A 26,272-nucleotide genomic window follows, 5' to 3' on the forward strand; every position below is an offset into this window, starting at 1 on the left:
CAAAAAATTCAATTGACAAATAAGGGTGTTTTGAAGTAAAGTTAGCTAAAAAACATAAATATAATTGGAGGAATAAAGAATGTTTGGCACAAACTATAAGCCGATAGATTCAACAGTCTGGAAGGGAAGAATTGATAGTCATACGAATTTTGATGCATTTAGATGGCATCAGTGGATTAAACCCATTGATTTACGAAGTGATGATTTAACATCTTTTAAAGGAAAGCTGGGAATTGCCCTTGTTGGATTTTGCTGTGATGAAGGTGTTAATCGTAATAAGGGAAGAACTGGGGCCGTCAATGGACCTAAAAGTATTAGAAAAGAACTTGCTAATCTGCCCTGTAGCTTTACCGAAGAGGTTGAAATTTTTGATGCAGGAAACATATTTAATGAAAATAGCACTTTAGAAGAAAGTCAAAAGCTTCTTGGGGATGTAGTAGAAAAAATCTTGAGTTTAAATCTTTTTCCCATCATCCTAGGGGGTGGCCATGAAATAGCATTTGGACATTATAATGGTATATTAAACTATTTAAAGGGGGAAGTCAGCAAACCTAATATAGGCATCATAAACTTTGATGCCCACTTTGACCTTAGACCTTATCCAAATGGTGGTACTTCTGGAACAATGTTTAGACAAATTGCCGACATGTGTAAAGAGCAAGAACTAAACTACTCATATCTTTGTATGGGGATTCAAAAACATAGTAACACTGTTGAGTTGTTTAAAACTGCAGATAGACTTGGTGTTAATTATATTTTAGCTAAGGATATTATATATAGTGATATTTGGAGTGTACTAGAAAGAGTACACGATTTTATAAATCACCAGGATAATATTTATATAACCATATGTTCAGATGTGTTTTCCTCTGCTTTTGCACCTGGGGTCAGCTCATTGCAGCCCTTAGGATTAGATCCAGAGCAGGCATTAAAAATTATTAAATATATCTTAAAGTCTAAAAAAGTAATTAGTTTTGATATAGCTGAAGTTTCTCCTAGGTTTGATAAAGATAATACTACGGCCAATTTAGCAGCAATTATTATTTATTCTGTAGTCAATACTTTAGCTCAAATCCATGATTTGTCTTTATAAACCTTACTATGCTAATGTAAAATAATCTGTACTTAACTTAAGTGAAAAAAGAAGCTCCTTTCTAGTAATTTTTAAAATTATTTTAAGAAAGGAGCTTTTTTCTTAAGAAATTTGTAAGAATTATAATAGTAGAATTTTAAAAACTATATGATACTATTAGTACATGAGATATCTCAAAGGATGTAGGGGTGAAGGAATGTATAATATACTTGTTGTTGATGATGAAAAAGAAATAACAGACGGAATAGAGGTTTATTTAAAAAATCAGAACTATAATGTTTTTAAAGCCTACGACGGAGTAGAGGCTTTAGAAATATTTAATAAAGAAGAAATACATCTAGTACTTATAGATATTATGATGCCAAAACTAGATGGTACAAAAACTACAATAAAGATAAGAGAAAATAGTAATGTTCCTATTATTTTTTTATCTGCAAAATCAGAGGATATGGACAAAATACTAGGTCTTAATATTGGTGCCGATGACTATATTACGAAACCATTTAATCCTATGGAGCTACTTGCAAGAGTTAATTCTAACCTAAGAAGATACACTAATTATTTAAACAATAATGCAGAGTCGAAAGAAGACATAATAAAAATAGGAGGAGTAGAGCTTAAAGATGAGAGCAAAGAGCTATTAGTAGACGGAGAGTCAGTTAAAATTACGCCTCTAGAGTATAGAATTCTCTATTTATTAATGAGCAATCCGAATAGGGTGTTTTCAATTGAAGAAATATACGAAAAGGTATGGAAGGAACCGGCTCATAATGCGGACACAGTGACGGTTCATATTAGAAGAATCAGAGAAAAAATAGAAATTAATCCGAAGGAACCAAAATATTTGAAGGTGGTGTGGGGTGTTGGCTATAAATTCGAACAACCAAGACGATAACAATGAAAATTTCCATGAGAAAAAAGAAAAAAGAAGTTTTTTTGCGTCATCCCTAGTAACGGTGCTAATTATATTTATTTTTGCTATAGCTTCAGTAGCAAGCTATGTACCAATAAGAAATAGCTACTTTCCTGTAGAGGATAATGTGAAGAATTATATAGAAAGCAGTGACTTTATATACAATTTAACACGTTTAACAAGGAGCTTACAGCAAGCTATAAATGAAAGTAGTGATTGGTACGAAGAGAGATATGTAGATGTTAAAAGTGTTAAATACAATGTTAAAACAGGAGAGGAAAAATCCTTAAGCAATATGGCTGATATTTCAGAGGATCAGATAAAAAAAGAAATAAAAGATAGCTTGTTTTATATGAAGGCTACATTTGATGAAAATGGAAACCCAGAAATAGAAACATCTCTAGGAAATAAATTCGACAAAGGTAATTTTATAAACAACCTAACATATTCAAACAATGAGCGTCTAAAGGAGTATTCTAACTTAGAAGTAGTATACATTATTCCACAAGATTTTGAAGCATATGATGATATTTTTACAGCTAGTATGAAGGATGACATTACATTTCCAGATTATGCAATGCTTATTTTAATAATAGGATCATTAAGTATTTTAATTTTAATAATAGCTGCATTTGCAATTCCATATTCTAAGCAGAATGAAATAGGCATTTGTAGAGGATTTAATAAGATGTTTTTAGAGCTAAAGTTTTTTGTTTGGATTGGATTTATAGGATTATGTGCTATTGTAGCAGGCATAATAGGTAATAGTTATACTTACTACGGAAATGAGATTGGAAGATTTATATATGATGCAGGTCCTGAGTTCTATCTAGTTGGAATTATACTAACTACGATACTATATCTGCTTATTTATTTAAGCACAGTATATTTAAAATATATTTACCATAATGGCCTTAAAAATGGTTTAATTGATAACAGCCTATTTGGAAAAATATTTTTAATTTGCGTAAGAAAAATAAGGGATACGATTAAGAGATTAATACAGATAGATTTAAGAGAAGATAATTATAGAAAACTAATAGCTATATCTGGTATAAATCTATTGGCAATATTAATTTTAGGCTCAGGTGGATTTTTAGGATTTATTTTAGCAGCAGGATATAGCTTATTTATATTTAAATATCTTTTAAAAATATTTGATAAGGCTAAAGAACTAAACGACGCAAGTAGTCAGGTAGCTGAGGGTAATTTTGATATTAATATTGACGAAGATATGGGAATATTGAGTCCTATGGCTAAAAACTTAAATAATATTAATAAGGGATTTAGCCTAGCTGTAGATAGAGAAATAAAAAGTCAGAGAATGAAAGCTGAACTTATTTCAAATGTATCCCATGACCTAAAGACGCCACTTACATCTATTATTACCTATGTAGACTTGTTAAAGAATGAAGATTTGGACTTAAAAACTAAAAAAGAGTATATAGAAATACTTGATAAAAAGTCACAAAGACTAAAGGTTTTAATAGAAGATTTATTTGAAGCCAGCAAGGCTTCTAGTGGAAATGTAGATCTTAATTTAGAAAATATAGATATAGTTGCTCTATTTAAGCAAACAATGGGAGAATTAGAAGAAAAGATTAATGATAGTACACTTCAATTTAAAATAAATGCACCAGAAAACAAGGTATTGTGTAGTCTAGATGGTAGAAGAACCTATAGAGTATTTGAAAACATTATGACCAACATATTAAAATATGCTATGGAAAATTCAAGAGTATATATAGATATTACAGAAAACCCCCATGAAGTAAGCTTTATATTTAAAAACATTTCAGCTTACGAGATGAACTTTGAAGCTTCTGAAATAATGGAACGATTTACAAGAGGGGATGAATCTAGAAGCACTGAAGGGTCAGGTCTTGGACTTTCAATAGCTAAAAGCCTAATAGAGCTTCAAAATGGTAGGTTAGAAATAAGCATAGATGGCGATTTGTTTAAATTAATCGTCACATTTCCAAAAACAAATAAGGAATAGTTTTCAGGGGAGTAGAGAAATAAAACTGCTCCCTTGTTTGATTAAATCAATTTAAAATTATATTTTTATTTTGACAATACAAACGATTCTATTTTATTATAAATATTAACCAATAAAAATGTTATGTTCTATTATTACTTTAAAAAATTTAATTTATATAGAAGGGTGAGGAAAAAATAGATAAGTATGATGTTGGGGTTTTTATTGACAACATACGGGTAATAGTAGGGATAATTATACATATACAATGGAAAGCTTTAACAAATGAAATTGTTTTAAAATTGAAATAAATTTTGCAGTAATATATTAGTACATATATAATAACAATAAAATATAGGAGGATAGACCAAGACTTTAGGCAATTATAAGTACTTTTAAACTTACTAGTACAGAAGGTTAATGTTTATTTTTTATATAAATTAACTTAATAATTAATAGGATAAAGAGGGGGGAATGGCATGAAATATCTAGCAAAGGATGACAGTCTATGCATTAAGTGTCATCAATGTGAAGAAGTCTGTGCTAAGGCATACTTTAAAACAGATGATGTGGAGAAGTCCTGTATCCGTATTAGTGAAGAGACTGAGCCAGTAATTAATGTGTGTAATCAATGTGGGGTTTGCATTGATATTTGTCCAGTCGAAGTAATCACTAAGGATAGTAAGGGTGTAGTAAGAATTAAGAAAAAAGACTGTGTGGGCTGTTTTATGTGTGTAGGTTTTTGTCCCGAAGAGGCTATGGGACAGCATGATGATTACATAGAGCCTTTTAAATGTATAGCCTGTGGACTATGCGTAAAACAATGTCCTACAGGAGCTATCTTCATAGCGGAAAAAGAAGAAAAAGCTGAAGACCAAGTAGCCGCAACAATTGACTAAACAAAAAGTGAAAGGGGGACGAAAAAATGATGGATATCAAAGCTTTGAAGGATGAACACAAGATTTTAACGGAATATTCCTATGAATTAGGTGAAATTCATAAGGGTTATGCAAATAGAACATTGTACATTAACCTATCAGATAATAAAATTGAAACAAAACCAGTTACCCAAATGATGAAGGATAAATTTATTGGGGGCAAGGGATTTGGTTTATGGTACCTATGGAATGCAGTAACACCTGAAACCAAGTGGAATGATCCAGAAAATGAAATCATTATAGCTGGAGGTCCTGTATGTGGTATTACTCAATATCCTGGGGCTGGCAAGTCATTAGTATGTACAATATCTCCCTTAACAGGGATACCGATAGATAGTAATGTAGGAGGATATTTTGGGCCATTGCTGAAATTTTCAGGGTGGGATGCTTTAGAACTTCAAGGAAAAGCAGATAAAGATGTAATTATCTACATTGATGGTAATGAAGGGACTGTCAAAATAGAAGAAGCTCCTTTAGAGGCCATTGATGGTCATGTATTGGGAGAGCAATTGACAGAGATGTACGCAGATTCAGAGGAAGACAAGAGAAATGTTGCCGTTGTAACGGCAGGAACAGCTGCAGAAAATACCCTTATTGGTTTATTAAACTTTACATTTTATGATGTAAGAAGAAAGGTAGCCCGACTAAAGCAAGCTGGTAGGGGTGGAATAGGTACTGTATTTAGGGATAAAAAAATAAAAGCCTTAGTGGTAAAATATAAAGGGGTTAAAGGAAACCTTAATAATCCAGTGGATCAACCAATCCTCAATAAAACTGGTATAAAGCTTCATAAAGAAATATGTAAATTAGATGATCAACAAAATGGCATGAGAAAAATAGGTACAGCCAATATTATAGAAATCATGGATCAATATGATCTTCTTCCTACCCACAATTTTAAGTTTGGCAGTCATCCTGATACGAAAAACATTGCATCTACTGTATTTATAGAAAAGTATATTACCCAAGGTATGGCAGATGGCTGTTGGTATGGATGCTCCATGGCCTGTGCAAAGGCTGCAGATAAATTTGAACTAAAAACAGGACCCTACAAAGGTCAGTTGGTTACTGTTGATGGTCCAGAATATGAAAATGCAGCAGGGTTAGGATCAAACTGTGGTATATTCGATCCAGAAGCTATATTAGAGTTAAATTTTTATTGTGACACCTATGCAGTAGATACCATATCCTTTGGTACCCTAACAGCCTTTGTGATGGAATGCTATGAAAAGGGTATCTTAAACAAAGAAATTACTGGTGGTTTAGAACTGAACTTTGGTAATACCCAAGCAGCTCTAGAGCTTTTGCACCAAATGTCACGGGGAGAAGGCTTTGGAAAAATAGCAGGTCAAGGTGTCCATAAAATGAAAAAGATATTTGCAGAGGAATATGGAGCTGATCCAAACTTCCTGTTTGATATAGGTATGGAGCAAAAAGGCTTAGAATACTCTGAATATCTATCTAAGGAATCCTTAGCACAACAAGGGGGATACGGTCTGACAAACAAAGGTCCTCAACATGATGAAGCATGGCTTATTTTTATGGACATGGTAAATAACCAAATTCCAACTTTTGAAGATAAAGCAGAAGCACTACACTATTTCCCAATGTTTAGAACTTGGTTTGGACTTTATGGTTTGTGTAAGCTTCCTTGGAATGATATAGTACCTGAGGATAATGCATTAACCGATGAACCAGCCAAGATACCTGAGCACGTTCAAAACTATGTAGATATATGTAATGGTGTTACTGGAAAAAATATAGATAAATATGAACTAATAAGAGAGTCTGAAAGGGTTTACAACTTTCAAAGGATATTTAATATTAGAATGGGTAAAGGGTTAAGGATACACGATAAAACACCCTATCGTTCTATGGGGCCTGTAACAGTAGAAGAATATGAATCAAGACAGGAAAGATACGATAATCAATTAAAAGAACTGGTGGGTTATGATCCAATAGATAAAACTACAGAAGAAAAAGTGAAGGCATTAAGAGAGTATCGAGAGGATCAGTTTGAAAAATTAACAGATGCCGTATATGCCAGAAGGGGTTGGACTAAAGAAGGCATACCAACAATAGAGCATTTAAAAGAAATTGGTATGGACTTACATGAAGTAATAGAAGTGGTAAAGCAATATCTATAGAAAATTCTCTTTTATAGTAGGATGTTTATAGAAATAAATAGATTCTAGCTTATGAAGGTATTTCTTTATATAGATTGGAGGGCTAGAAATGATTAAAGTAAATGGCAGGGCTTTTGAGTGGGAGGAAAATCTAACTGTTGAAGAACTATTAAAAAAAAAGAACTATACTTATCCCAAGATTTTTGTAAAGATTAATGATCAATTGATTCCCCAAAATGAATATGCTAAAAAGGTCATCATGGATGGAGATGATGTAAAGGTTATTCATCTTATGGCGGGGGGCTAATTGGCAAAATTACAAATCATGGAGACATAAACCACTTGAATCCAGTAGATATCCTGTATAGAGAATACTAGAACTAAATATAAAGTAAAAAAAGAGAAATCCTAAAAACAAAAAGGATTTCTCTTTTGTGTTGTATATAAAGGATTGTCCCCAAAGCAAAAACCTCAACCATTTGATTATGGTTGACTATCCAATGATAGTTGTTGATTCCATTAAAAACTATTGACCTTTGACCTACTCCAATGTTTATACTAGAAAAGTAATTAGACAAAATTTTAAGGAGGGATATGTTATGGATATTAACATTATTGGTGTTCCTATATATTATGGTGCTGACAAAAGGGGTCCAGAGTATGGTCCAGAAAAGCTAAGGGAAAAAAAGGTGGCAAGTATTCTCTCCAAACACAATCATCAAGTCTATGATTTTGGCAATATATACGTTCCAGAGGTTAAACCTTATAATAAGTTCTATTCTCATGGTAATTTAAAATACTTAGAGTCCATTGTAGAGGTCAATAGAAACTTAGCCCATAGCGTATATTCTTCATTGAAGGCAGAGAGTTTTCCATTAGTAATTGGAGGGGATCATTCAATTGCCCTTGGCAGTATTTCTGGTGTTAGTCGTGCCTATAACAATTTTGCTGTTATTTGGATGGATGCCCATGGGGATATCAATACCCATGATACAAGTGAAAGTGGTAATATTCACGGTATGCCTCTGGCAAAAGCAATGAATGTAGGCTATGAGGACTTAACGAATATTTACTTTGAAGGTCAAAAAGTTAATCCAGAGAACGTATTTATTTTAGGGGCTAGAGATCTTGATGATGGAGAAGTTCAACTAATTAAAGAAATGGATCTTAATGTCTATTCTGCAGATGAAATTAATGAAAAAGGGATTCATATAGTTATTCAACAGGTGATGGATAGATTAAAATCTAAAAATATTGAAGCTGTTCACTTGAGCTTTGATTTGGACTTCATCGATGCAAAGTATGTACCTGGAACAGGGACACCAGTTTCATTAGGTGTCAATATAGAGGATACAAAAACAGCTTTAAAAATGCTTGCTGAATCACAACTGATAAAATCCATGGACTTTGTTGAGTTAAACGTATTGTTGGATAAAAATGATGTTACAGCTGACCTTGCAATCCATTTATTAGACTGGACATTTAAACATATGTAGATAAAAGGAAGCTTAATTCATAGGAAGCTTTAACTTCCAATGAAGGAAAATCTGTATTATTCAGGGATCATATAATTCCCATCTATCACTTTTTTTAGGGGTAGATGGGAATTAAAATTTATAGGGCAAAGCATCGGTTTTTCTTTAAAGTTTAAAATATGCTCACTATGGACTATAATTTAGATATAATATCTTATATAATTGTTATAGCTATAAATCCTTTAAGAATAGAGGAAACAGTGGTAAGTAATTATTAAGATTGAAGGGTGAGTTAATATTTTATGAAGGAAAAATTTTTAATAGGAGAAATTTCAAAAATTTTTGATATCAGTACGGATACCTTAAGATATTATGATAGGATAGGTTTACTAAAGCCTGATTATGATGAAGTTAATCGGTATCGTTATTATAGTATTGAAAAGTTTTTTATATTAAGTAGGATACTATTTTTAAAAGGACTAGGAATTTCCCTAGAAGATATCAAAAATTACTTTAACAATCAAAATACAGATCATTTATTAACCCTGCTTAAAAATAAAGAAGCGGATATTGATAGGAAGATTAATTGTCTCATGAATTTAAAGAGAAAAATAGCAAGTAAAATTGATTTGATTGAAGGGGTAGACAAATATATCGATGAGATAAGAATCGAACGCCTGCCGGAAAGGTGGGGGGTTTTTATTGATATCGAAAATATAGAGGATGATTATGAGATAAAAAACTCCTTTAAAAAGCATGGGAATCATTTGAAAATATCTTCATGGCTTACTGAGGGACAAATCTATACTTCCATATCAAAGGAAAACATTTTAAAGGAACAATTTCATCGATTTAACTACTTTATTGAGATATTATGTAGGGAGGAAAATACCAACATTCAACACAAGGTATTACAGGAAAAGGACTATGCTTGCATTGTGTTTTGCGGTTCTTATAATAATATTGAGCATTACTATAGAAAGTTAATTAGATGGATAGAGGAAAATGGTTACGAAATAGATGGTGATTCTATTGAAAAAAACATAGTAGATTATGGGTTTTCTCATTCTGAAGAAGAATACATCTCAGAAATTCAAATACCTGTTAAACTTAAAAAGTAGTAATTCTAAATAATAAGACTTCAAAATAAAAAACCAGCAGAAATCAGGTCACAATAACAAGCCGCCGTTTCCTATGATACAGCTCTCCATAAGAAACGACGGCCTTTTAGTAAAGTACTACTTTGTATAGTTATCAAAATAACCTTGGATATATACAACTGGAGTACCTTTATCTCCACTTCCTGAGGTTAAGTCACAAAGAGAACCAATAAGGTCAGTAAGTCTTCTAGGGGTAGTACCTTGGGCTTCCATAGCACCTGTAAGGTCCGACTCTTTGTTTTTAATATAATTAGAAATTGCTTCCTTCAACTCAGCACCCTTCAAATCAGCAAAATTATTATCGGCAAGATATTTTATTTTAATTTCATTAGGGGTACCTTCAAGACCTGAAGTATAGGCTGGGGATACAACAGGGTCAGCAAGCTCCCATATTTTACCTACAGGATCCTTGAAGGCTCCATCTCCATAAATCATAACTTCAATATTCTTTCCAGTGGTCTCTTTAATCATACTTTGTATTCTATCAACAATAGGTTGGCAATTTTGCGGGAAAAGTTTAACATCCGTTTCTGTTGCCTTATTTGAACCCAACAAACCATAGGCTTCATTGTAACCACTACCATCAATAGGTTTAGCTAAAATATCATCAAGGCTATAAATTTTATTTCCGCCATTTTCCTTTAATATTCTCTTGGTTCTCAATCTTGTATGGATATCACAAGTAAGAACGCTTTTGGTATAATCTAAAATTGTTTTTGGATTGTTTGAGAAGATAACTTCACATTCAACATCATATTCCTGAATTAAGGATTTATAATAATCTATATAATCAATGCCAGTAAAAGTATGCTTACTATATCCAAAATGATCCCGGAACTGCTTTTCTGTTAAAACATCGGTCCAAGGATTAACACCTTTTTCATCAAGCAAATCCAGATCTACTAAATGATTACCTACCTCATCCGATGGATAGCTAAGCATTAAAATAATTTTCTTAGCTCCCTGGGCAATACCACGAAGGCAAATAGCAAAACGATTACGGCTTAAGATAGGAAATATTACCCCAATAGTATCTTCCCCAAACTTAGAGGCTACATCCTTTGCAATAGCATCAACACTTGCATAGTTTCCTTGGGCACGGGCAACTACAGATTCAGTAATTGCTACAACATCTTTATCACGAATAGAAAACCCTTCTATTTCAGAAGCTTTTAAAACAGTATTTACAACAATTTCCTCTATACTATCTCCTTGATTAATAATTGGCGTACGAAGTCCTCGAACAACGGTTCCTACTATTCTTTCCATTTAGCATCTCTCCTTAATTCATAGGTTTTGAATGAAATACTTATTTTATACTTGTAGTATACATTATTTTTATGGTATAAGTAAAATAAATAAGTATAATATTAGATATAAGGAGTGCTTATATGAAGGTTAAATTAGATTTGTACAAAATTTTCTGTGAAGTGGCTAAGTGCCAAAGCTTTTCTAAAGGAGCAAAAAAGCTTTACATGACACAGCCAGCTGTAAGTCAAGCAATAATGCAGCTTGAAAGGGAGTTGGATATACGGCTCTTTACAAGAACGCCTAAGGGGGTAATCCTTACAAATCAAGGACAGCTCCTGTTTGAGCATATAAACTCCGCCATTAATTTAATCAAGGTAGGAGAAAAAAAGCTTTTGGAATCCCAAAACCTAATGGTGGGAGAATTGAAAATCGGTGTAGGGGATACGATTTCAAGATATTTTTTATTACCCTATCTAGAAAAATTCCATGATGAATCTCCAAATATTAAGCTGAAAATCATTAATCGAACGACTTTAGAGCTTTGTGCTATGTTGAAATCGGGAGAAATTGATATGGCAATTTGCAATCTGCCCATTAAAGATAGTTCTTTAGAGATTAAAAAATGTATAGATGTTCATGATATTTTTGTTTGTGGAGAGAAGTATAGAGATACACTTAAGAAACCCTTAAGCCTTGAGGAGCTAGTAAGCTTGCCTCTAATAATCCTTGAGTCGAAGTCTAATTCAAGGCAGTATGTGGAGAAGTATATGCTATCTAAAGGTATTAAAATTGCACCAGAAATTGAACTGGGTTCCCATGATCTACTGTTGGAATTTGCAAAAATCAATCTAGGTATAGCTTGTGTCATTAAAGAATTTTCAAAGGACTATTTAAAAAATAGGATGCTATATGAAGTGGAAACAACAGAAAAAATCCCTAGAAGAAGCATAGGCTTCTGTTTTTTAAAAAGTGTAACTCTGTCACCTTCATCAATAAAATTTATTGAGATTGTAAAAGGTGACATTCCCCTTGGTTAAAGAAAAGATGTTCTTAAAGAATTAGCAAAACATTTTTTTGTTAAAAGAATAATATAGATTAAAGACAAATAGAGGGATGTACAAATTCACCACTAAAGCTGTAAGAGCAAAAATTTTTGTGGGCTTTATAGAAAGGGGCATTAAATATGAAGATGGTTTTACGGGAAAATTTGGAACAGCATTTATTAAGAGAAAGTGAAAAAAGCTTTACGATTGATTATAATACGGAAGAGACCTGCTGAGCCGCCTATCTAGTGCCATCAGTTAGGGTGGGGAAACCAGAGGATATAGATAGGTTTAATGTCTATGAAGTTGAAGGGGTAGAAGTTTTTGTGAACAAACATATTTTCCTTACGAAAGAAATGATAGCTTTATATATAAAATAAGACTTTATTCTAAAGGGAGCTTTTAAAGCAGAGATTTTACTATTATACAAAAGGATAAAAAATCAAAGTATTAAGCTAAAAGCAAACCTATTGATAAATTATAATTATGCAAATAAGTTGAGGAGGAAACATGAAAATATTAGTTGATGCAGATGGATGTCCTGTAAAAGGAATAATTGTTAGGATAGCAAAACAATATAACATAGAGGTAGTCATGATAAAAAATATTTGTCATGAATTACATGATGACTATGCAAAAATCATAACAGTAGATCAAGGAAAGGATGTAGCTGATATCGTCCTTATTAACAACGCAAAAGAGGGGGATGTGGTAGTAACACAGGATTATGGTGTGGCTGCAATGGCCCTAGCAAAGAAGGCTGTAGTCATCAATCAAAATGGATGGTGTTATACTGAATCTAATATAGATGAATTATTAATGAAAAGACATATTGGTCAGGAAATGAGGAGAAAGCATAAAAAATATACCAAAACACCTAAAAGAAAAAAGGAAGATAATCTTGAATTTGAAAATAAATTTAAGGAATTAGTAGAAGCACTACTAAAGAAATAATTTTTCTAAAAAAAGATCTATCTATAAGTATAAACTTAGAAAATAAAATCTATTTTTCTTTATATTGATTTATAGAGGGATACAACTATGTAGCCCTCTTCCTATGGGGTATAATAAAAATATTAAGGCAGTGTCCCTGTTAAATATAACGATAAGTGCTAGAAAATGTATTTTTACTAATTTTAACATAAGAAGAAGCGATATCTATACAATATATATTTAGAAAGGAAAGATGAGAAAATGAAGAAGGATATAACCTTAAAGGAAATGCAACAGCAGGTGGACGGCTATATCTCACAATTCAAGGAGGGATATTTTAGCCCCTTAGCTTTGATGGCCAGATTAACGGAGGAAGCTGGAGAACTGGCTAGGGAGGTCAATCATTACTATGGAGAAAAGCCTAAAAGAGAGGATGAAGATGAAAATACTATTGATATGGAAGTAGCAGACTGTTTGTTTATTTTACTTTGTTTTGCTAATTCTTTAAATATTGATTTGGAAAAGGCCTTTCAGGATATGATGAATAAATTTAATACTCGTGATGCCAATCGTTGGACTAGAAAAGAAAAATAGTGATGTTACTAGAGATGGATAAATAAAAAAAGTCTTAGGATTAGGCAATGTAAAATAATGTAAGATTAAGTGAAAGTAAAAGTAAAAGCTCCTTTTTAGTAAGAATGAAAAATCAATTCTTCTAGCATAAAAGGAGCTTTTAGTTTTTATAGTTATTTGGTATAGATTTTAACTATTTCTCCATAATATAATACATGGTAGTCTCCATCAGCATAATATTTATCTCTAATTTCTGGGGCTAAAGCACTTTCATCCATGCCTTGCTTATATACGGTGGTACACTCAAGATGCAAATCACATTCATCTATAACAACGGTATCTTCAATAGAACCTTCCCTCAAAGCAAGGTCGCATTCCTTTATTTTATCTGTGTCCCTACCGGATTTTCTACCACATATCCCTAACTCTTTTTGTAATTGACCATTTAAAGGAAAGCTCACAGTAAAGTTCTTTGAAGATTCTATAAGATTATATGTATATCTTGAATATCGAACCATTGCAATAAACACAGGTTTTGTCCACATAAATCCTAAGGAGCCCCAGGCTATGGTCATGGTATTTACCTCATCACCAGATTTAACCGTTAAGAAGCCTCCTTTTTGAAGCTGTTCTAAAAGATCCTTTGAAAGATCGGTAAACTGAATTTCTCTGTACACGGTATACCCTCCCTTAAATATTTTATGAATATAATCATTATAACAAAAAATAGAAGAAAACAGGAGCTAAAATAACAATTGAAGGAGAAAACAGAGGAAAAATTTATAAGAGTTGTTGAGACTGATATAGCAACTGTCAATAAGAAATACGGAAATAATTGATATAAAATAAGGTTAATGATATACTGATAATGTAAAAAAATTCAAAAATATACAAAAATTCAAATAACATTCACGCTTATTAAAGGAGGTAACTTGCTACCCCATGGTTGAGTATATATCCTATTTTACTGTGCTATGTTTTTCTTTTCTTATGTTTGTATTTATTTTAACTTTTTATTCTAGAAAACCCCAGACTCAAATAATAGGCTATATATTTGGGGTGTCTACTTATCTATGTATTTTATTTAGTATCCTTTTACAGGGTATACCTCCCTTAGAAATTATTAGCCTTATAGAAGTGGTTTTTATGACATTGTTTTTTGTGGTTTTTGCTACTAAAAGCTTTCAGAAGTATGTAGGTATCACCAAAGCATGTCTATTTGCTGTACTAATCTTTTTAACAGGAATCCTCATAAAGTATGGCTATGATGGAATTATAAACCATAATTTTTCCCTGCAAATTATCCTAAGTATTATCATTTTACTATATATGGGGGGTACTACCCTTGGCAAAAAAGAAGAAAGAAATTTCAACTACATTTTTTTGTGGCTCTTAGTATCCAATCTATTACAAGCTATAGGAAAGCACAATGTTATAGGCTTTATTGTCGTGGGTTTTAAACTTCTTTTCTATTATAGCTTCTATCATTATTTTTATAAAAAGACTTATAAAGACTTAGGAAAAAAAATCAAGGAGCTAGAAGCATTAAAAAACTCTTATCATTATGAAGTAAAAAAAGAACTTTTTCACATGGAACTTCAGCAGGAGCGTTTGATGAATGCTGCCTATAGGGATGCTATGACAGAGACTTATAATAAAAACACCATTATGGATATTTTAGGAGAGCTTATTACATTGGATAAACAACCTATTTCTTTATTGATGTTTGATATAGATAATTTTAAATGTGTAAATGATTTTTATGGTCATATAGTTGGAGATGAGTGCATCAAAAAAATAGTTGAAATCGTGAAAAAAACCATAAGAACAACAGATTATGTAGGCAGATATGGGGGGGATGAGTTTATAATTCTTCTCCCAAACACTGATATTCATCAAACAAAGCAGATTGCAGAGAGCTTCAAAGAAAAAATTGGAACCATTACTAATCCTAAGGTTACAGTATCCATAGGTATAGCCTGTTACCCTAAGGACGGGGAGACAGTTAAAGAGCTTATTGAACATGCGGATAAAGGATTATATTTTTCTAAAAAAAGGGGAAAAAATACAGTATCCTATGGAACGCTTTTCTAAAATAAGCATAAAAAAATTTTCTGTAAAAATTTTAAAAAGAGTTGGCACATTTATTCTAGAAATACCATTTATTACAGATTTGAACCTATTGACGTAAAAGGAATAGAATTATATACTTAAATTTGTAAATAATTTAAAATATTAACAAATAAGGAGTCGATATTATGAAGTTATCTCCTTTACAAATAGGAGAATTAGTTGCGCAGGTTCCAATTATTCAGGGAGCTATGGGGGTAGGTGTATCCTTATCTAAATTAGCTGCTGCTGTAGCTAATGAAGGAGGAGTTGGTGTTATATCAGGAGTGCAAATTGGATTTCAAGAGCCTGATTTTGAATCCAATAATGATGCTGCCAATGAGAGGGCCCTTAGAAAACATATAAGAAAGGCCAGGGAATTAAGCCCAAAGGGAATCATAGGAGTAAATCTATTGGCAGCCATTAATAACTACAAAGAGATGGTACAGGCAGCAGTAGAGGAGAAGGTGGATTTAATTATTTCTGGTGCAGGACTACCTACAGATTTACCAGAAATGATCAAGGGCACAAAAACAAAGATAGCTCCTATCGTATCTTCTAGTAAAGCAGCAGCTTTGATAACAAAGCTTTGGAGTCGAAGATTTAAATATATACCAGACTTAGTTATCGTGGAAGGACCAGAGGCGGGAGGGCATCTAGGTTTTTCAGAAGACCAATTAAATGCTGATCCTAAACCTCAATTGGATAAAATTGTTCAAGAGGTCATTGATGCCTTAAGGCCTTACGAGGAAAAATATAACAGACCTATTCCTGTTGTGGCAGCTGGAGGTATATTTGACGGTGTAGATATAGCAAAGTATATAAAGCTAGGTGTCAGTGGTGTTCAAATGGGCACTAGATTTGTAGCTACAGAGGAATGTGATGCTGATATTAGATTTAAGGAAGCCTATATAGCAGCAAAGGAAGAAGATATCCAATTAGTAAAAAGCCCTGTAGGTATGCCGGGGAGAGCTATTAACACCAATCTCACAGCAAAGCTGAAGGAGGGGAGGGTTCCTGTTAAAAAGTGTTATAATTGTTTAAAGCCTTGTGAACCTAAAACCACTCCCTATTGTATTTCTAAAGCACTAATTGATTCTGTTCAAGGGAATGTAGAAGAGGGTCTAGTGTTTAGTGGAACAAATGCCTATCGCATTGACAGGATAACTACTGTAAAGCAGCTTATGGCTCAACTGGTGGCTGAAACTGAAACAGCATTAGGTTAAAACATGATAAAAAAACCTTTATGTGCACATAGGATTTTCCTAAATGCCATAAAGGTTTTTTCTTCAAAAAATATTATTTTATACTATTTTTGTAGTCCAAGTCTCACAGTTCCACACATCTGTTACTACATCCCTATAAAATTCTGGCTCATGGCATATAAGGAGGATTGTACCCTTATAGGCGTTAAGGGCCCGTTTTAATTCTTCCTTAGCATCTACATCTAGATGATTTGTAGGTTCATCTAAAACTAGGATGTTGGTTTCTTTATTAATCAGCTTACATAATCGCACCTTAGCCTGTTCTCCACCACTTAGTACAACTACTTTACTTTCTATATGCTTAGTGGTTAGACCACATTTGGCCAAGGCCGCCCGTACCTCATACTGGCTATAGGCCGGGAAATCCTGCCAAACCTCATCAATGCAGGTTTTATAGTTTGCTTCCTTAATTTCTTGTTGAAAATAACCGATGTGAAGGTAATCCCCTAATTCTACAGAACCAGAAATAGGATTAATCTCCCCTAAAATACTTTTTAACAACGTAGTTTTTCCTAAACCATTGGCCCCTACGAGGGCAATCCTTTGTCCCCTCTCCATACGAAGATTTAAAGGTTTAGAAAGGGGCTGATCATACCCGATAACTAAGTCCTTTGTTTGAAAGATCAATTTACCAGGGACTCTAGCCTCCCGAAAGTTAAATTCTGGCTTCGGCTTCTCTCGGGCCAACTCAATTACTTCAATTTTATCCAACTTCTTTTGGCGGGACATGGCCATATTTCTAGTAGCCACCCGGGCTTTATTTCTAGCAACAAAGTCCTTTAGCTCAGCAATTTCTTGCTGCTGCTTTTTATAAGCAGCCTCGACCTGTTGTTTTTTTGCTTCATAAACCTGCATAAAGCTATCATAATCTCCTACATAGCGGTTTAGTTCTTGATTTTCCATATGATAAATCAAGTTGATAACACTATTAAGAAAGGGAATATCATGGGAAATCAAAATAAAAGCATTTTCATACTCCTGAAGATAACGTTTTAGCCACTCAATGTGCTGTTCATCAAGATAATTAGTAGGCTCATCTAATAAAAGAATATCGGGCTTTTCTAACAGAAGCTTTGCCAACAATACCTTTGATCTCTGACCTCCACTCAGATCCTGAACATCCTTATCTAAACCAACATCATCTAATCCTAAGCCCCTTCCAATTTCCTCTACCTTGGCGTCAATGACATAGAAGTCATTATTGGTTAGAATATCTTGGATAGTACCCATATCCTCTAATAATTGCTCCAGCTCCTCTGGAGAAGCCTCTGCCATTCTATCACATATTTGATTCATTTCTGTTTCTAAATCAAAGAGATACTGGAATGCAGTTTTTAATACATCTCGAATCGTCATACCCTGCTGAAGGCTGGTGTGCTGATCTAGATAACCAACTCGAACCCGCTTGGCCCATTCTATTTGCCCTTCATCCGGCTCCAGTTTGCCAGTTACAATGTTCATAAAGGTAGACTTACCTTCACCATTGGCTCCCACAAGACCGATATGTTCTCCATTTAAAAGGCGAAAAGAAACATTATTAAAAATGGCGCGATCTCCAAATCCATGACTCAAATTTTTTACTGTTAGAATACTCATTTTATACGCCTCTCCTTCAATAGTGCTCCATAATATTTAGAGCTATATCTATTTAACATTTATAGGACTCTTAGTTAGACTAAATTAAACATACATAATAAATTATATAGTAGAGCAGGAGGATTGGAAAGCATATTTTTATGGAAAAAGATTTTAGACTAAGGATTTTCAAGAAATTATAAATGATATATACATGTTATGAAAAAAATAAGGGAAAAGGCCCACTGATTATTGTCAATCAGTGGGCCTTTTCCCTTTATGACCTTGTTTTTTGAAACTCTTCCTTCTTAATTGAAATACAATGTTATTGGGGTTTGCTAATAAACATTTGGGTAAAAAGCAGACCATATCTATTGCTAGGCTTTACACCTATACCAATATGGGTAAAATCAGGACTAAGGATATTTTTCCTATGACCACTGGAATTCATCAAAGCTACATGGGCATCTTCTACAGATGGATTGCCGGCTAGATTTTCTCCAGCATGTAGATACTTAATACCAAAGCTATCCATCATATCAAAAGGACTGCCATAGGTTGGAGAATAATGACTAAAATAATTATTGTCCTCCATATCTTGAGATTTAATACGAGCTACCCTTGTTAGTTCTAAATCTATAACTAGGGCAGGAAGATTGTTTCTTTCCCGCTCGTTGTTTACTAACCCTAGCATTTCATTTTCTTGGGAAGTCAAACCTTCGATAGTAGAATCTGCTACAGGCCGAGGTTGAGGTTGAGGGCTAGGAGCCTCCTCACCTTCTGGAGGCTGGGGAGTAGGTGTTGTTTCTCCAGTTTGCAGTTCATCCTCTAGCCATTGACCACCCGGCTCTTGACGATCCTCTTCTGTTGGCTGTGGTGGTTGTTGAGATTGCTGACCAGCATCCTCTCGAACGATAGGTTGTGCATCTATGGCGTCAACACTGCCTATTTGATTGTTATCTAGTTGGACAACATACCTGTCTCCCACTTGACTTAATACTTTTACGATATCATCTTTATTTAGTATTGTTATAGTTTCAAAATCAATACCTAGTCCAGCTTTGACGTCAGCGGTATCAGAAGTGATTTTACAGTATTCAATGTCCCCCATTCCAAAGATAGAAGATTCTTCTGTTTCGTAGTTACCATTCATAGAATTTCTACAAGATACCAATAATAAGCATATTAATAATAAAACAGCAAGTTTTCTTTTCATAACACTATACCTCCATCTATTAACAAGATTGTTTGAAATAACCCTAGTATAGTATTTGTAAATTTACAAGAGTTATCAATATTTTTTGGTTTTTTAAAAAAATAACAACATTACATATTTACATTAGATATTAGTACCTGGTATTATAATTATATAGTAATTTTTAAAAGGAGGGTATTTTATGTCAAAGGTTAAAATAATAACCGATAGTACTGCCTATATTGATAGAGTCTTTGCCAGTAAACATAATATAGAAATCATACCTTTGTCTGTTAATTTTGAGGGAAAAACTGAAAATGAGGGTTTTCCTGGTGATTTTGAAGAGTTCTTTCAACGTCTTGCCAAATCCCAAGATTTTCCTAAAACCTCCCAGCCTTCAGTAGGAGCTTTTTCAGTTGCCTATAATAAGGCTTTAGATGAAGGGTATGAGGTTGTTGTAATTACTATATCATCAAAGCTTAGTGGAACCTATAACAGTGCTTCCACCGCTGCTACTCTAGTAGATGAAACAAAAATATCCGTTATAGACTCCGAGAGTACAGCGGCAAACCTGAAGGCTTTAGTGGAAATAGCTCTTGAATTAACCAACAAAGATATGGCAAGGGAAGAAATCGTAGCCGAAATAGAGATGCAAAAAAAGAAAATGGGTATTTACCTAACGGTTGGAACCTTAGATTACTTAAAAAAGGGGGGCCGACTCACTAGCACCGCTGCTCTTTTAGGCTCTTTGCTGAATATCAGACCGATTATTGCATTAAAGGATGGCAAATTAGAAGGAATTGCAAAGGTGAGGGGCAAGAAAAAAGCTTTAGAAAAGATGATAGAAGCTATCCCAGAGGAAACCAGTCTTATTAGCATCTGTCATATCTATGCTTTAGAAGAAGCCCTTGAACTGAAAGCCATTGTTGAAGGTTCTTTTCCCAAGACTAGGGTTACTATTGAAGAGTTGGGTCCAGTTATTGGTTCTCATCTAGGTCCTAAAGCTTTAGGTATTTGTTTTAAGTATTAATCTAATCTCCCCATAATATATAGTTGCAAAAAATAGAAATAGCGAAGAAGCACCTTCGCTATTTCTATTTTTCTATTTTACCTTTACAATCCATCCTTCAGGAGCATCTACATCTCCAAATTGAATACCATAAAGGGTATTATAAAGCTTCTTGGTAACAGGTCCCACTTCAGTTTCACTATGGAAGACATGAAGGTTCCCTTTATACTCTATGCCACCTATAGGGGTGATAACAGCAGCAGTTCCACAGGCCCCAGCTTCCTTAAATTCATCTAGCTTATCTACAAGAACATCCCTCTCTTCCACCACCATACCTAAATAGTCTTTAGCAATATGCATTAAGGAGTATTTGGTTATACTAGGTAGGATAGATGGAGATTGGGGTGTTACAAACCTATCATCCTTTGTAATACCAAAGAAGTTTGCTGCCCCCACTTCTTCAATTTTTGTATGGGTCATTGGGTCTAGGTAAATGCAATCAGCAAAACCCTTTTTAACAGCTAACTGGTGAGGATATAAGCTTCCAGCATAATTTCCTCCGACCTTTGCAGCACCTGTCCCATAGGGAGCGGCTCTATCATATTCTGAAATAGTAAAGTTTACGGGCGTCATACCACCTTTAAAGTAAGGCCCTACAGGAACACAAAACACCACAAATAAATACTCAGGAGCAGGTTTTACCCCTACATTGTCTCCAACACCAATCATAAAAGGTCTTAGGTAAAGGGTGGCACCTGTGCCATAGGGAGGAACATAGGCTTCATTTGCATTTACCACCTGAATGCAGGCATCAACAAACTTCTCTACTGGAACCTCTGGCATTAATATACGTTGACAGCTTCTTTGCATACGTTTGGCATTTTCATCTGGTCGGAACAGTTGAATAGAACCATCCTTTGTACGATAAGCCTTTAGGCCTTCAAAGCACTGTTGGCCGTAATGGAGGGCAGTGGAAGCTTCACTAATGTTAAGCTTATTATCCTCTACCAATTGTCCTTCATCCCATTGGCCATCCTTCCATCTAGATATGTAACGATAATCGGTTTTAATGTAGTTAAAAGCCAACGTGTTCCAATCAATATTTACTTGTTTACTCATAAAATCCCTCCTAGTAAATAATCATACTTTTATTAGGGTGAAACGTGGTCATAAATTTAGTATGTGTTTTTTTACTATTGCATATCTATAATTATAGCATAAGAAGATAATAATTTCTCCTTCTTTGAATTTTGTTGGAAAAGAAATAATGGTATAATGAATAATATGAATATTTGTGTGGAAAATTTAGAGGTTGATTGAAATATTACATCAAGGTATGGAGATGAGGAATATGAAGAAATGTTCTGTTTGTAATAAAAACATAGCAGTTGTTTTTGCCACTAAAATTGAAAATGGCAAATCAGAAATGAAGGGGATGTGTATGACCTGTGCCAAAAAGATGGGTTTACCTGTTATTCAACAATTGATGGAGCAGACGGGGATGACAGAAGAAGAACTGGAAAGCTTGTCTGAAGAAATGGATACTACACTAGAAGGAGATAGTATAGAGGGAGAGAATGATAGTAATACCCATCCTTTATTAAGTTTATTTAAAGGGAACAACCAAACAAGTCACCATCAAGATCAGGAGGAGTACCCCAGCAATACGAAGGAAGAAAAAGAAAAAAATAAAAGCCAAAAGAAATCCAAAGGCAAGAAAAAAAATTTAGAGATGTATGGAACCAATCTAACTGAAAAGGCTAATAATAAAGAAGTAGATAGAATCATTGGTAGGCATCGGGAAATTGATCGAACTGTTCAGATTTTAAATCGTCGTAATAAAAACAACCCTATACTGATAGGAGAACCAGGTGTAGGAAAAACTGCTATAGCAGAGGGCCTAGCTGTAAGAATTGTTGAAAGACAAGTTCCTGCCAAGCTATTTAATACAGAGGTATATCTACTGGACTTAACAGCCATTGTAGCAGGCACCCAGTTTAGAGGACAATTTGAAGGACGTATGAAGGCTATTATTAAGGAAGCTCAAGATTGTGGCAATGTAATTTTGGTGATTGATGAGGTCCATAATATCATGGGGGCAGGGGAGGTTCATGGTGGAGTAATGAATGCTGCCAATATATTAAAGCCTGCCTTAGCTAAGGGAGAAATTCAAATTATTGGTGCCACCACCCTTGAAGAATATAGAAAGCATATTGAAAAAGATGCTGCTTTAGAAAGACGATTTCAACCAGTACTGGTGGAAGAGCCTACAGTGGAAGAAACTATAGAAATAGTAAAGGGCATTAAAAACTATTATGAGGAGTACCATAGGGTAAAAATCCCTCAAGAAACAATAGAAGCAGCCGTAAAGCTATCAGAAAAATATATTACCGATAGATATTTACCAGATAAAGCAATCGATGTTATAGATGAAGCAGGCTCTAGAGCCAACTTAAAAAACCAAGGACTGGTGGAGCTAGAGGCATTAAAGGAAGAACTAGAAAATATCCAGCAGAAACGACAAGAAGCTGCCTTAGGAGATGACTATGAAAAGGCTGCACAATATAAAGTGGAGGAATGTCTGTTACTGGATAAAATTAAAAAAATTGAAGAGGTATGCAATGATGCTACCATTACCATAGAAGACGTTGCCTTTGTTATAGAATCTTGGACAAAAATTCCTGTCCAAAGGATAACAGAAAAAGAAGCCCATAAGCTTTTACATCTAGAGGACCGTTTACACAAAAGGATCATTGGTCAAAATGAAGCTGTCAAGGCTCTGGCTAAGGCCATACGACGAAATCGTTCAGGTTTTAAGAAAAAACGAAAGCCATCTTCTTTTATCTTTGTAGGTCCCACAGGAGTTGGAAAAACTGAATTAGTTAAGGCTTTAGCCAATGAGCTTTTTGGAAGTGAAGAAGCTTTGATTCGTTTAGATATGTCAGAATATATGGAAAAGCATACGACATCAAAACTGATCGGAGCACCTCCTGGATATATAGGCTATGATCAAGGGGGACAGCTGACAGAAAAAATAAGACGGAAGCCCTATTCTGTTATCCTAATGGATGAAATGGAGAAGGCCCATCCAGATGTTTTTAACCTATTACTTCAAATTCTAGAGGACGGAAGACTTACAGACAGTGAGGGAAGAACCGTTTACTTTGAAAATGCTGTAATTGTTATGACCTCCAACATAGGAACCCAGTTGAAGTCTAGCGGTATGGGATTTGGCAGGAATAACTATGATGCTATGGAGGAACGGGTGAAAGAAGCTTTAAAGGAAGCTTTTCGTCCTGAGTTTTTAAATAGGATAGATGAGACCATTGTGTTTACTAACCTCACTAGGGAAGAACGTTGGGAGATTATAGATCTAATGCTACAGGAGGTTATAGAAGAGGTTGAAGAAAAGGATATGACCCTGGAGGTAGACCAAGAGGTTAAGGCCTTTATTTTGGAGAAGGGGTATGATGAAAGGTATGGAGCAAGGCCATTGAGAAGAACGATTCAAAGACATATTGAAGATGAAATCGCAGAAGCCTATCTTAGAGGTGAATTGAGGGAAGGAAATCATATTAAAGTACAGTTAAAGAAGGATCATGTTGTATTGGATATAACAGGGTAAAAGTAGGCAGCCATAGGAAAACACCTTACTATGGCTGCTTTTCATTTAGTTTTTGAAGCTATGGACAGGGGCAGGAATTCTTCCTCCACGGCTGATAAAATCAGCACTTGAAAATTTACTAACCGCCATAAGAGGGGCCATTCCCAGTAGTCCCCCAAATTCAGCTGAATCTCCTAAGGATTTTCCGTAAACAGGTATAATCCTAACGCCAGTTGTTTTATTGTTGATGACACCAATAGCTGCTTCATCTGCAATGATGGCGGATATGGTAGACTCAGGAGTATCCCCGGGTATAGCCACCATATCCAATCCTACAGAGCAAACACAGGTCATAGCCTCTAATTTATCTAAGCTTAATGAACCCTTTTCCACTGCTTCAATCATTCCCTCGTCTTCACTTACGGGAATAAAGGCTCCACTTAACCCTCCTACATGGGAAGAGGCCATAATACCACCTTTCTTTACTGCGTCATTCAATAGGGCCAAGGCAGCAGTTGTACCATGGCAACCACAGCTTTCTAAACCCATTTCCTCCAAAATCCTTGCTACACTATCCCCTATAGCAGGGGTGGGAGCGAGGGATAAATCCACGATACCAAAAGGCACCCCAAGTCTAGAAGAGGCCTCATGAGCCACCAGCTGACCAGCTCGTGTTATTTTAAAGGCTGTTTTTTTAATGGTTTCTGCCATTACATCAAAGCTTTCTCCTTTAATATTTTCAAGAGCACATTTTACTACACCAGGACCACTAATACCGACATTAATAATGGATTCAGCTTCTCCTACCCCATGGAAGGCTCCTGCCATAAAGGGGTTATCCTCAACTGCATTGGCAAAGACCACTAACTTAGCACAGCCTATACTATCCCGTTCCCTTGTAAGATAAGCAGTTTCCTTAATAATCCTACCCATATCCCTAACAGCATCCATGTTGATCCCAGATTTTGTACAAGCAACATTAATGGAAGAGCAGACTTTTTCAGTTGTAGCTAAGGCTTCTGGGATAGAGCTTATGAGGATTTTGTCACCTTTAGAATAACCCTTCTGAACCAAAGCAGAGAATCCCCCAATAAAGTTAATGCCTACAGTGGATGCAGCTTTATCTAAGGTTTTAGCAAATTCTACATAGCTTTTATCTTCACTGGCTTGGGCTATAAGGGCTATGGGGGTGACAGAAATTCTTTTGTTGATAATGGGAATACCATATTCTGTTTCAATTTCTTCCCCAACCTTTACCAAATTTTCGGCTAATCTTGTGATTTTATCATAAATCTTTTTTCTAGCATTTTTTCCAGAGGAATCACAGCAGTCTAAAAGCGAAATTCCCATAGTAATGGTTCTTATATCTAGTTTTTCTTTTTCAATCATGCTTATGGTTTCCATGATATTTTGAAAGTTGATCATTGTCATCATCTCCTAACGTTATTAGATACTGTGCATCGTATTAAATAGATCTTCATGTTGAATTTTTATGGAAACCCCTATTTCTTTACCAGCCATGACAAGCTCTTCCTTTAGCTGTTTAAAGTCTGTCGTTAGCTCCTTAAGATCTACAAGCATCACCATAGCAAAATAATCCTGTAGTAGGGTTTGATTAATGTCTAAAACATTTACCCTATTCTTTTTCAATATCGTAGTCACACCATGAATAATGCCAATTTTGTCATCACCTATTACACTAATAAATGCTTTCATTGTCCATCTCTCCCTTGTAAGAATAATATAGCTGGAGACATTCAAAAAAAGAAAAGAGACTAAATAATAAACTTAGTCTCTGGAAATCAAGATTTTTCAAGTAGGAAAAAACTATCGTATTAATAAAAAATCCTTAATAACAATAGAATTATAACTATATGAGAAATCCCCTGTCCTTTTACCTGAGAGTTTCACCTGAAACCAGGCTTTCCCCTTCGGTGCTCCTTTGAGTCTCTCCAGAGGCTCGTCCAATAACGGTTTACAATAGAATGTATTCCACTATCTTCATTCGATTTTTATGGAATTGTGTTTTATG

Annotated in this window: 22 protein-coding genes and 1 riboswitch; of the genes, 15 read left to right on the forward strand and 7 right to left on the reverse strand. The window is 34.5% G+C overall.

The features are described 5' to 3' along the window. Positions 1-79: 79 nt before the first annotated feature. The 8 genes from hutG (at position 80) to BLS22_RS09965 (ending at position 9,644) form a co-directional block, all read left to right on the forward strand. Entirely contained in the window at positions 80-1,093 is a 1,014-nt protein-coding gene (hutG, locus tag BLS22_RS09930; protein ID WP_090553602.1) for a formimidoylglutamase, read from the forward strand. Positions 1,094-1,289: 196 nt separating this feature from the next. Next, positions 1,290-1,988, forward strand: coding sequence for a response regulator transcription factor (locus BLS22_RS09935; protein WP_090553603.1), 699 nt, complete (start codon positions 1,290-1,292; stop codon positions 1,986-1,988). A 145-nt stretch (positions 1,989-2,133) separates the two neighbouring features. After that, positions 2,134-4,005 carry a sensor histidine kinase gene (locus BLS22_RS09940; RefSeq protein WP_244269523.1) on the forward strand — a complete coding sequence of 624 codons (1,872 nt, stop codon included), beginning with the start codon at positions 2,134-2,136 and terminating at the stop codon, positions 4,003-4,005. Between the two features lie 458 nt (positions 4,006-4,463). Further along, on the forward strand, positions 4,464-4,883 hold the full coding sequence (locus BLS22_RS09945; RefSeq protein ID WP_090553605.1) for a 4Fe-4S binding protein: 420 nt from the start codon (positions 4,464-4,466) through the stop codon (positions 4,881-4,883). Between the two features lie 26 nt (positions 4,884-4,909). Continuing rightward, a complete protein-coding gene (locus BLS22_RS09950; protein WP_208974695.1) occupies positions 4,910-7,069 on the forward strand; it encodes an aldehyde ferredoxin oxidoreductase family protein in 2,160 nt (719 codons plus the stop codon). Between the two features lie 88 nt (positions 7,070-7,157). After that, positions 7,158-7,355: a sulfur carrier protein ThiS gene (thiS, locus tag BLS22_RS09955; protein ID WP_090553606.1), complete on the forward strand. Its 198-nt coding sequence runs from the start codon at positions 7,158-7,160 to the stop codon at positions 7,353-7,355. Positions 7,356-7,647: 292 nt separating this feature from the next. Continuing rightward, positions 7,648-8,544, forward strand: a complete 897-nt coding sequence (gene rocF / locus BLS22_RS09960; RefSeq protein WP_090553607.1) for an arginase — start codon at positions 7,648-7,650, stop codon at positions 8,542-8,544. Between the two features lie 281 nt (positions 8,545-8,825). Next, complete coding sequence (locus tag BLS22_RS09965) at positions 8,826-9,644, forward strand: MerR family transcriptional regulator (RefSeq protein ID WP_090553608.1); 819 nt, start codon at positions 8,826-8,828, stop codon at positions 9,642-9,644. 117 nt (positions 9,645-9,761) lie between these two features. On the opposite strand, the gene BLS22_RS09970 is transcribed toward BLS22_RS09965, so the two are convergent. Beyond that, on the reverse strand, positions 9,762-10,952 hold the full coding sequence (locus BLS22_RS09970) for a coenzyme F420-0:L-glutamate ligase (RefSeq protein ID WP_090553609.1): 1,191 nt from the start codon (positions 10,950-10,952) through the stop codon (positions 9,762-9,764). Positions 10,953-11,074: 122 nt separating this feature from the next. Between BLS22_RS09970 and BLS22_RS09975 the strand changes: the two genes are divergently transcribed. The 3 genes from BLS22_RS09975 (at position 11,075) to BLS22_RS09985 (ending at position 13,504) form a co-directional block, all read left to right on the forward strand. After that, on the forward strand, positions 11,075-11,971 hold the full coding sequence (locus tag BLS22_RS09975) for a LysR family transcriptional regulator (protein WP_090553610.1): 897 nt from the start codon (positions 11,075-11,077) through the stop codon (positions 11,969-11,971). A gap of 516 nt (positions 11,972-12,487) precedes the next feature. Further along, on the forward strand, positions 12,488-12,931 hold the full coding sequence (locus BLS22_RS09980) for a YaiI/YqxD family protein (protein ID WP_090553611.1): 444 nt from the start codon (positions 12,488-12,490) through the stop codon (positions 12,929-12,931). Between the two features lie 240 nt (positions 12,932-13,171). Further along, positions 13,172-13,504, forward strand: a complete 333-nt coding sequence (locus tag BLS22_RS09985) for a nucleotide pyrophosphohydrolase (protein WP_090553612.1) — start codon at positions 13,172-13,174, stop codon at positions 13,502-13,504. Positions 13,505-13,656: 152 nt separating this feature from the next. Here BLS22_RS09985 and BLS22_RS09990 read toward each other — a convergent pair whose 3' ends face one another. Next, on the reverse strand, positions 13,657-14,160 hold the full coding sequence (locus tag BLS22_RS09990) for a flavin reductase family protein (protein ID WP_090553613.1): 504 nt from the start codon (positions 14,158-14,160) through the stop codon (positions 13,657-13,659). Between the two features lie 265 nt (positions 14,161-14,425). Between BLS22_RS09990 and BLS22_RS09995 the strand changes: the two genes are divergently transcribed. Next, positions 14,426-15,577 (forward strand): GGDEF domain-containing protein, encoded by a 1,152-nt coding sequence (locus BLS22_RS09995; RefSeq protein ID WP_090553614.1) that lies wholly within the window; start codon positions 14,426-14,428, stop codon positions 15,575-15,577. 164 nt (positions 15,578-15,741) lie between these two features. After that, complete coding sequence (locus BLS22_RS10000; RefSeq protein WP_090553615.1) at positions 15,742-16,818, forward strand: NAD(P)H-dependent flavin oxidoreductase; 1,077 nt, start codon at positions 15,742-15,744, stop codon at positions 16,816-16,818. Between the two features lie 78 nt (positions 16,819-16,896). Here the strand turns inward: BLS22_RS10000 and BLS22_RS10005 are convergent, their stop codons facing one another. Then, the gene (locus tag BLS22_RS10005; protein ID WP_090553616.1) at positions 16,897-18,453 is read right to left on the reverse strand and encodes an ABC-F family ATP-binding cassette domain-containing protein; all 1,557 of its coding nucleotides are present in this window, start codon (positions 18,451-18,453) and stop codon (positions 16,897-16,899) included. 304 nt (positions 18,454-18,757) lie between these two features. Beyond that, positions 18,758-19,648: a CAP domain-containing protein gene (locus tag BLS22_RS10010; RefSeq protein WP_090553617.1), complete on the reverse strand. Its 891-nt coding sequence runs from the start codon at positions 19,646-19,648 to the stop codon at positions 18,758-18,760. A gap of 181 nt (positions 19,649-19,829) precedes the next feature. On the opposite strand from BLS22_RS10010, the gene BLS22_RS10015 reads away from it, so the two are divergent. Beyond that, positions 19,830-20,657, forward strand: coding sequence for a DegV family protein (locus BLS22_RS10015; RefSeq protein ID WP_090553618.1), 828 nt, complete (start codon positions 19,830-19,832; stop codon positions 20,655-20,657). Positions 20,658-20,729: 72 nt separating this feature from the next. Here BLS22_RS10015 and BLS22_RS10020 read toward each other — a convergent pair whose 3' ends face one another. Next, positions 20,730-21,755: a branched-chain amino acid aminotransferase gene (locus tag BLS22_RS10020; protein ID WP_090553619.1), complete on the reverse strand. Its 1,026-nt coding sequence runs from the start codon at positions 21,753-21,755 to the stop codon at positions 20,730-20,732. Between the two features lie 232 nt (positions 21,756-21,987). Here BLS22_RS10020 and BLS22_RS10025 point away from each other — a divergent pair, with 232 nt between their 5' ends. Further along, positions 21,988-24,261 (forward strand): ATP-dependent Clp protease ATP-binding subunit, encoded by a 2,274-nt coding sequence (locus BLS22_RS10025; protein WP_090553620.1) that lies wholly within the window; start codon positions 21,988-21,990, stop codon positions 24,259-24,261. A gap of 45 nt (positions 24,262-24,306) precedes the next feature. On the opposite strand, the gene BLS22_RS10030 is transcribed toward BLS22_RS10025, so the two are convergent. Further along, complete coding sequence (locus BLS22_RS10030) at positions 24,307-25,671, reverse strand: PFL family protein (RefSeq protein WP_456298988.1); 1,365 nt, start codon at positions 25,669-25,671, stop codon at positions 24,307-24,309. Between the two features lie 15 nt (positions 25,672-25,686). Then, complete coding sequence (locus BLS22_RS10035; RefSeq protein WP_090553622.1) at positions 25,687-25,956, reverse strand: ACT domain-containing protein; 270 nt, start codon at positions 25,954-25,956, stop codon at positions 25,687-25,689. A 160-nt stretch (positions 25,957-26,116) separates the two neighbouring features. After that, a riboswitch (glycine riboswitch) is annotated at positions 26,117-26,206 on the reverse strand. Positions 26,207-26,272: the final 66 nt, after the last annotated feature.

This window comes from Natronincola ferrireducens (genome assembly GCF_900100845.1).
Lineage (GTDB): Bacteria > Bacillota > Clostridia > Peptostreptococcales > Natronincolaceae > Natronincola_B > Natronincola_B ferrireducens.

What these genes read in the sequence shown, in the direction of transcription:
- hutG (WP_090553602.1), top strand. Translation starts at nt 80, where the DNA reads ATGTTTGGCACAAACTATAAGCCGATAGATTCAACAGTCTGGAAGGGA.
- BLS22_RS09935 (WP_090553603.1), top strand. Translation starts at nt 1,290, where the DNA reads ATGTATAATATACTTGTTGTTGATGATGAAAAAGAAATAACAGACGGA.
- BLS22_RS09945 (WP_090553605.1), top strand. Translation starts at nt 4,464, where the DNA reads ATGAAATATCTAGCAAAGGATGACAGTCTATGCATTAAGTGTCATCAA.
- BLS22_RS09950 (WP_208974695.1), top strand. Translation starts at nt 4,910, where the DNA reads ATGATGGATATCAAAGCTTTGAAGGATGAACACAAGATTTTAACGGAA.
- thiS (WP_090553606.1), top strand. Translation starts at nt 7,158, where the DNA reads ATGATTAAAGTAAATGGCAGGGCTTTTGAGTGGGAGGAAAATCTAACT.
- rocF (WP_090553607.1), top strand. Translation starts at nt 7,648, where the DNA reads ATGGATATTAACATTATTGGTGTTCCTATATATTATGGTGCTGACAAA.
- BLS22_RS09965 (WP_090553608.1), top strand. Translation starts at nt 8,826, where the DNA reads ATGAAGGAAAAATTTTTAATAGGAGAAATTTCAAAAATTTTTGATATC.
- BLS22_RS09970 (WP_090553609.1), bottom strand. Translation starts at nt 10,952, where the DNA reads ATGGAAAGAATAGTAGGAACCGTTGTTCGAGGACTTCGTACGCCAATT.
- BLS22_RS09975 (WP_090553610.1), top strand. Translation starts at nt 11,075, where the DNA reads ATGAAGGTTAAATTAGATTTGTACAAAATTTTCTGTGAAGTGGCTAAG.
- BLS22_RS09980 (WP_090553611.1), top strand. Translation starts at nt 12,488, where the DNA reads ATGAAAATATTAGTTGATGCAGATGGATGTCCTGTAAAAGGAATAATT.
- BLS22_RS09985 (WP_090553612.1), top strand. Translation starts at nt 13,172, where the DNA reads ATGAAGAAGGATATAACCTTAAAGGAAATGCAACAGCAGGTGGACGGC.
- BLS22_RS09995 (WP_090553614.1), top strand. Translation starts at nt 14,426, where the DNA reads ATGGTTGAGTATATATCCTATTTTACTGTGCTATGTTTTTCTTTTCTT.
- BLS22_RS10000 (WP_090553615.1), top strand. Translation starts at nt 15,742, where the DNA reads ATGAAGTTATCTCCTTTACAAATAGGAGAATTAGTTGCGCAGGTTCCA.
- BLS22_RS10005 (WP_090553616.1), bottom strand. Translation starts at nt 18,453, where the DNA reads ATGAGTATTCTAACAGTAAAAAATTTGAGTCATGGATTTGGAGATCGC.
- BLS22_RS10010 (WP_090553617.1), bottom strand. Translation starts at nt 19,648, where the DNA reads ATGAAAAGAAAACTTGCTGTTTTATTATTAATATGCTTATTATTGGTA.
- BLS22_RS10015 (WP_090553618.1), top strand. Translation starts at nt 19,830, where the DNA reads ATGTCAAAGGTTAAAATAATAACCGATAGTACTGCCTATATTGATAGA.
- BLS22_RS10020 (WP_090553619.1), bottom strand. Translation starts at nt 21,755, where the DNA reads ATGAGTAAACAAGTAAATATTGATTGGAACACGTTGGCTTTTAACTAC.
- BLS22_RS10025 (WP_090553620.1), top strand. Translation starts at nt 21,988, where the DNA reads ATGAAGAAATGTTCTGTTTGTAATAAAAACATAGCAGTTGTTTTTGCC.
- BLS22_RS10030 (WP_456298988.1), bottom strand. Translation starts at nt 25,671, where the DNA reads ATGACAATGATCAACTTTCAAAATATCATGGAAACCATAAGCATGATT.
- BLS22_RS10035 (WP_090553622.1), bottom strand. Translation starts at nt 25,956, where the DNA reads ATGAAAGCATTTATTAGTGTAATAGGTGATGACAAAATTGGCATTATT.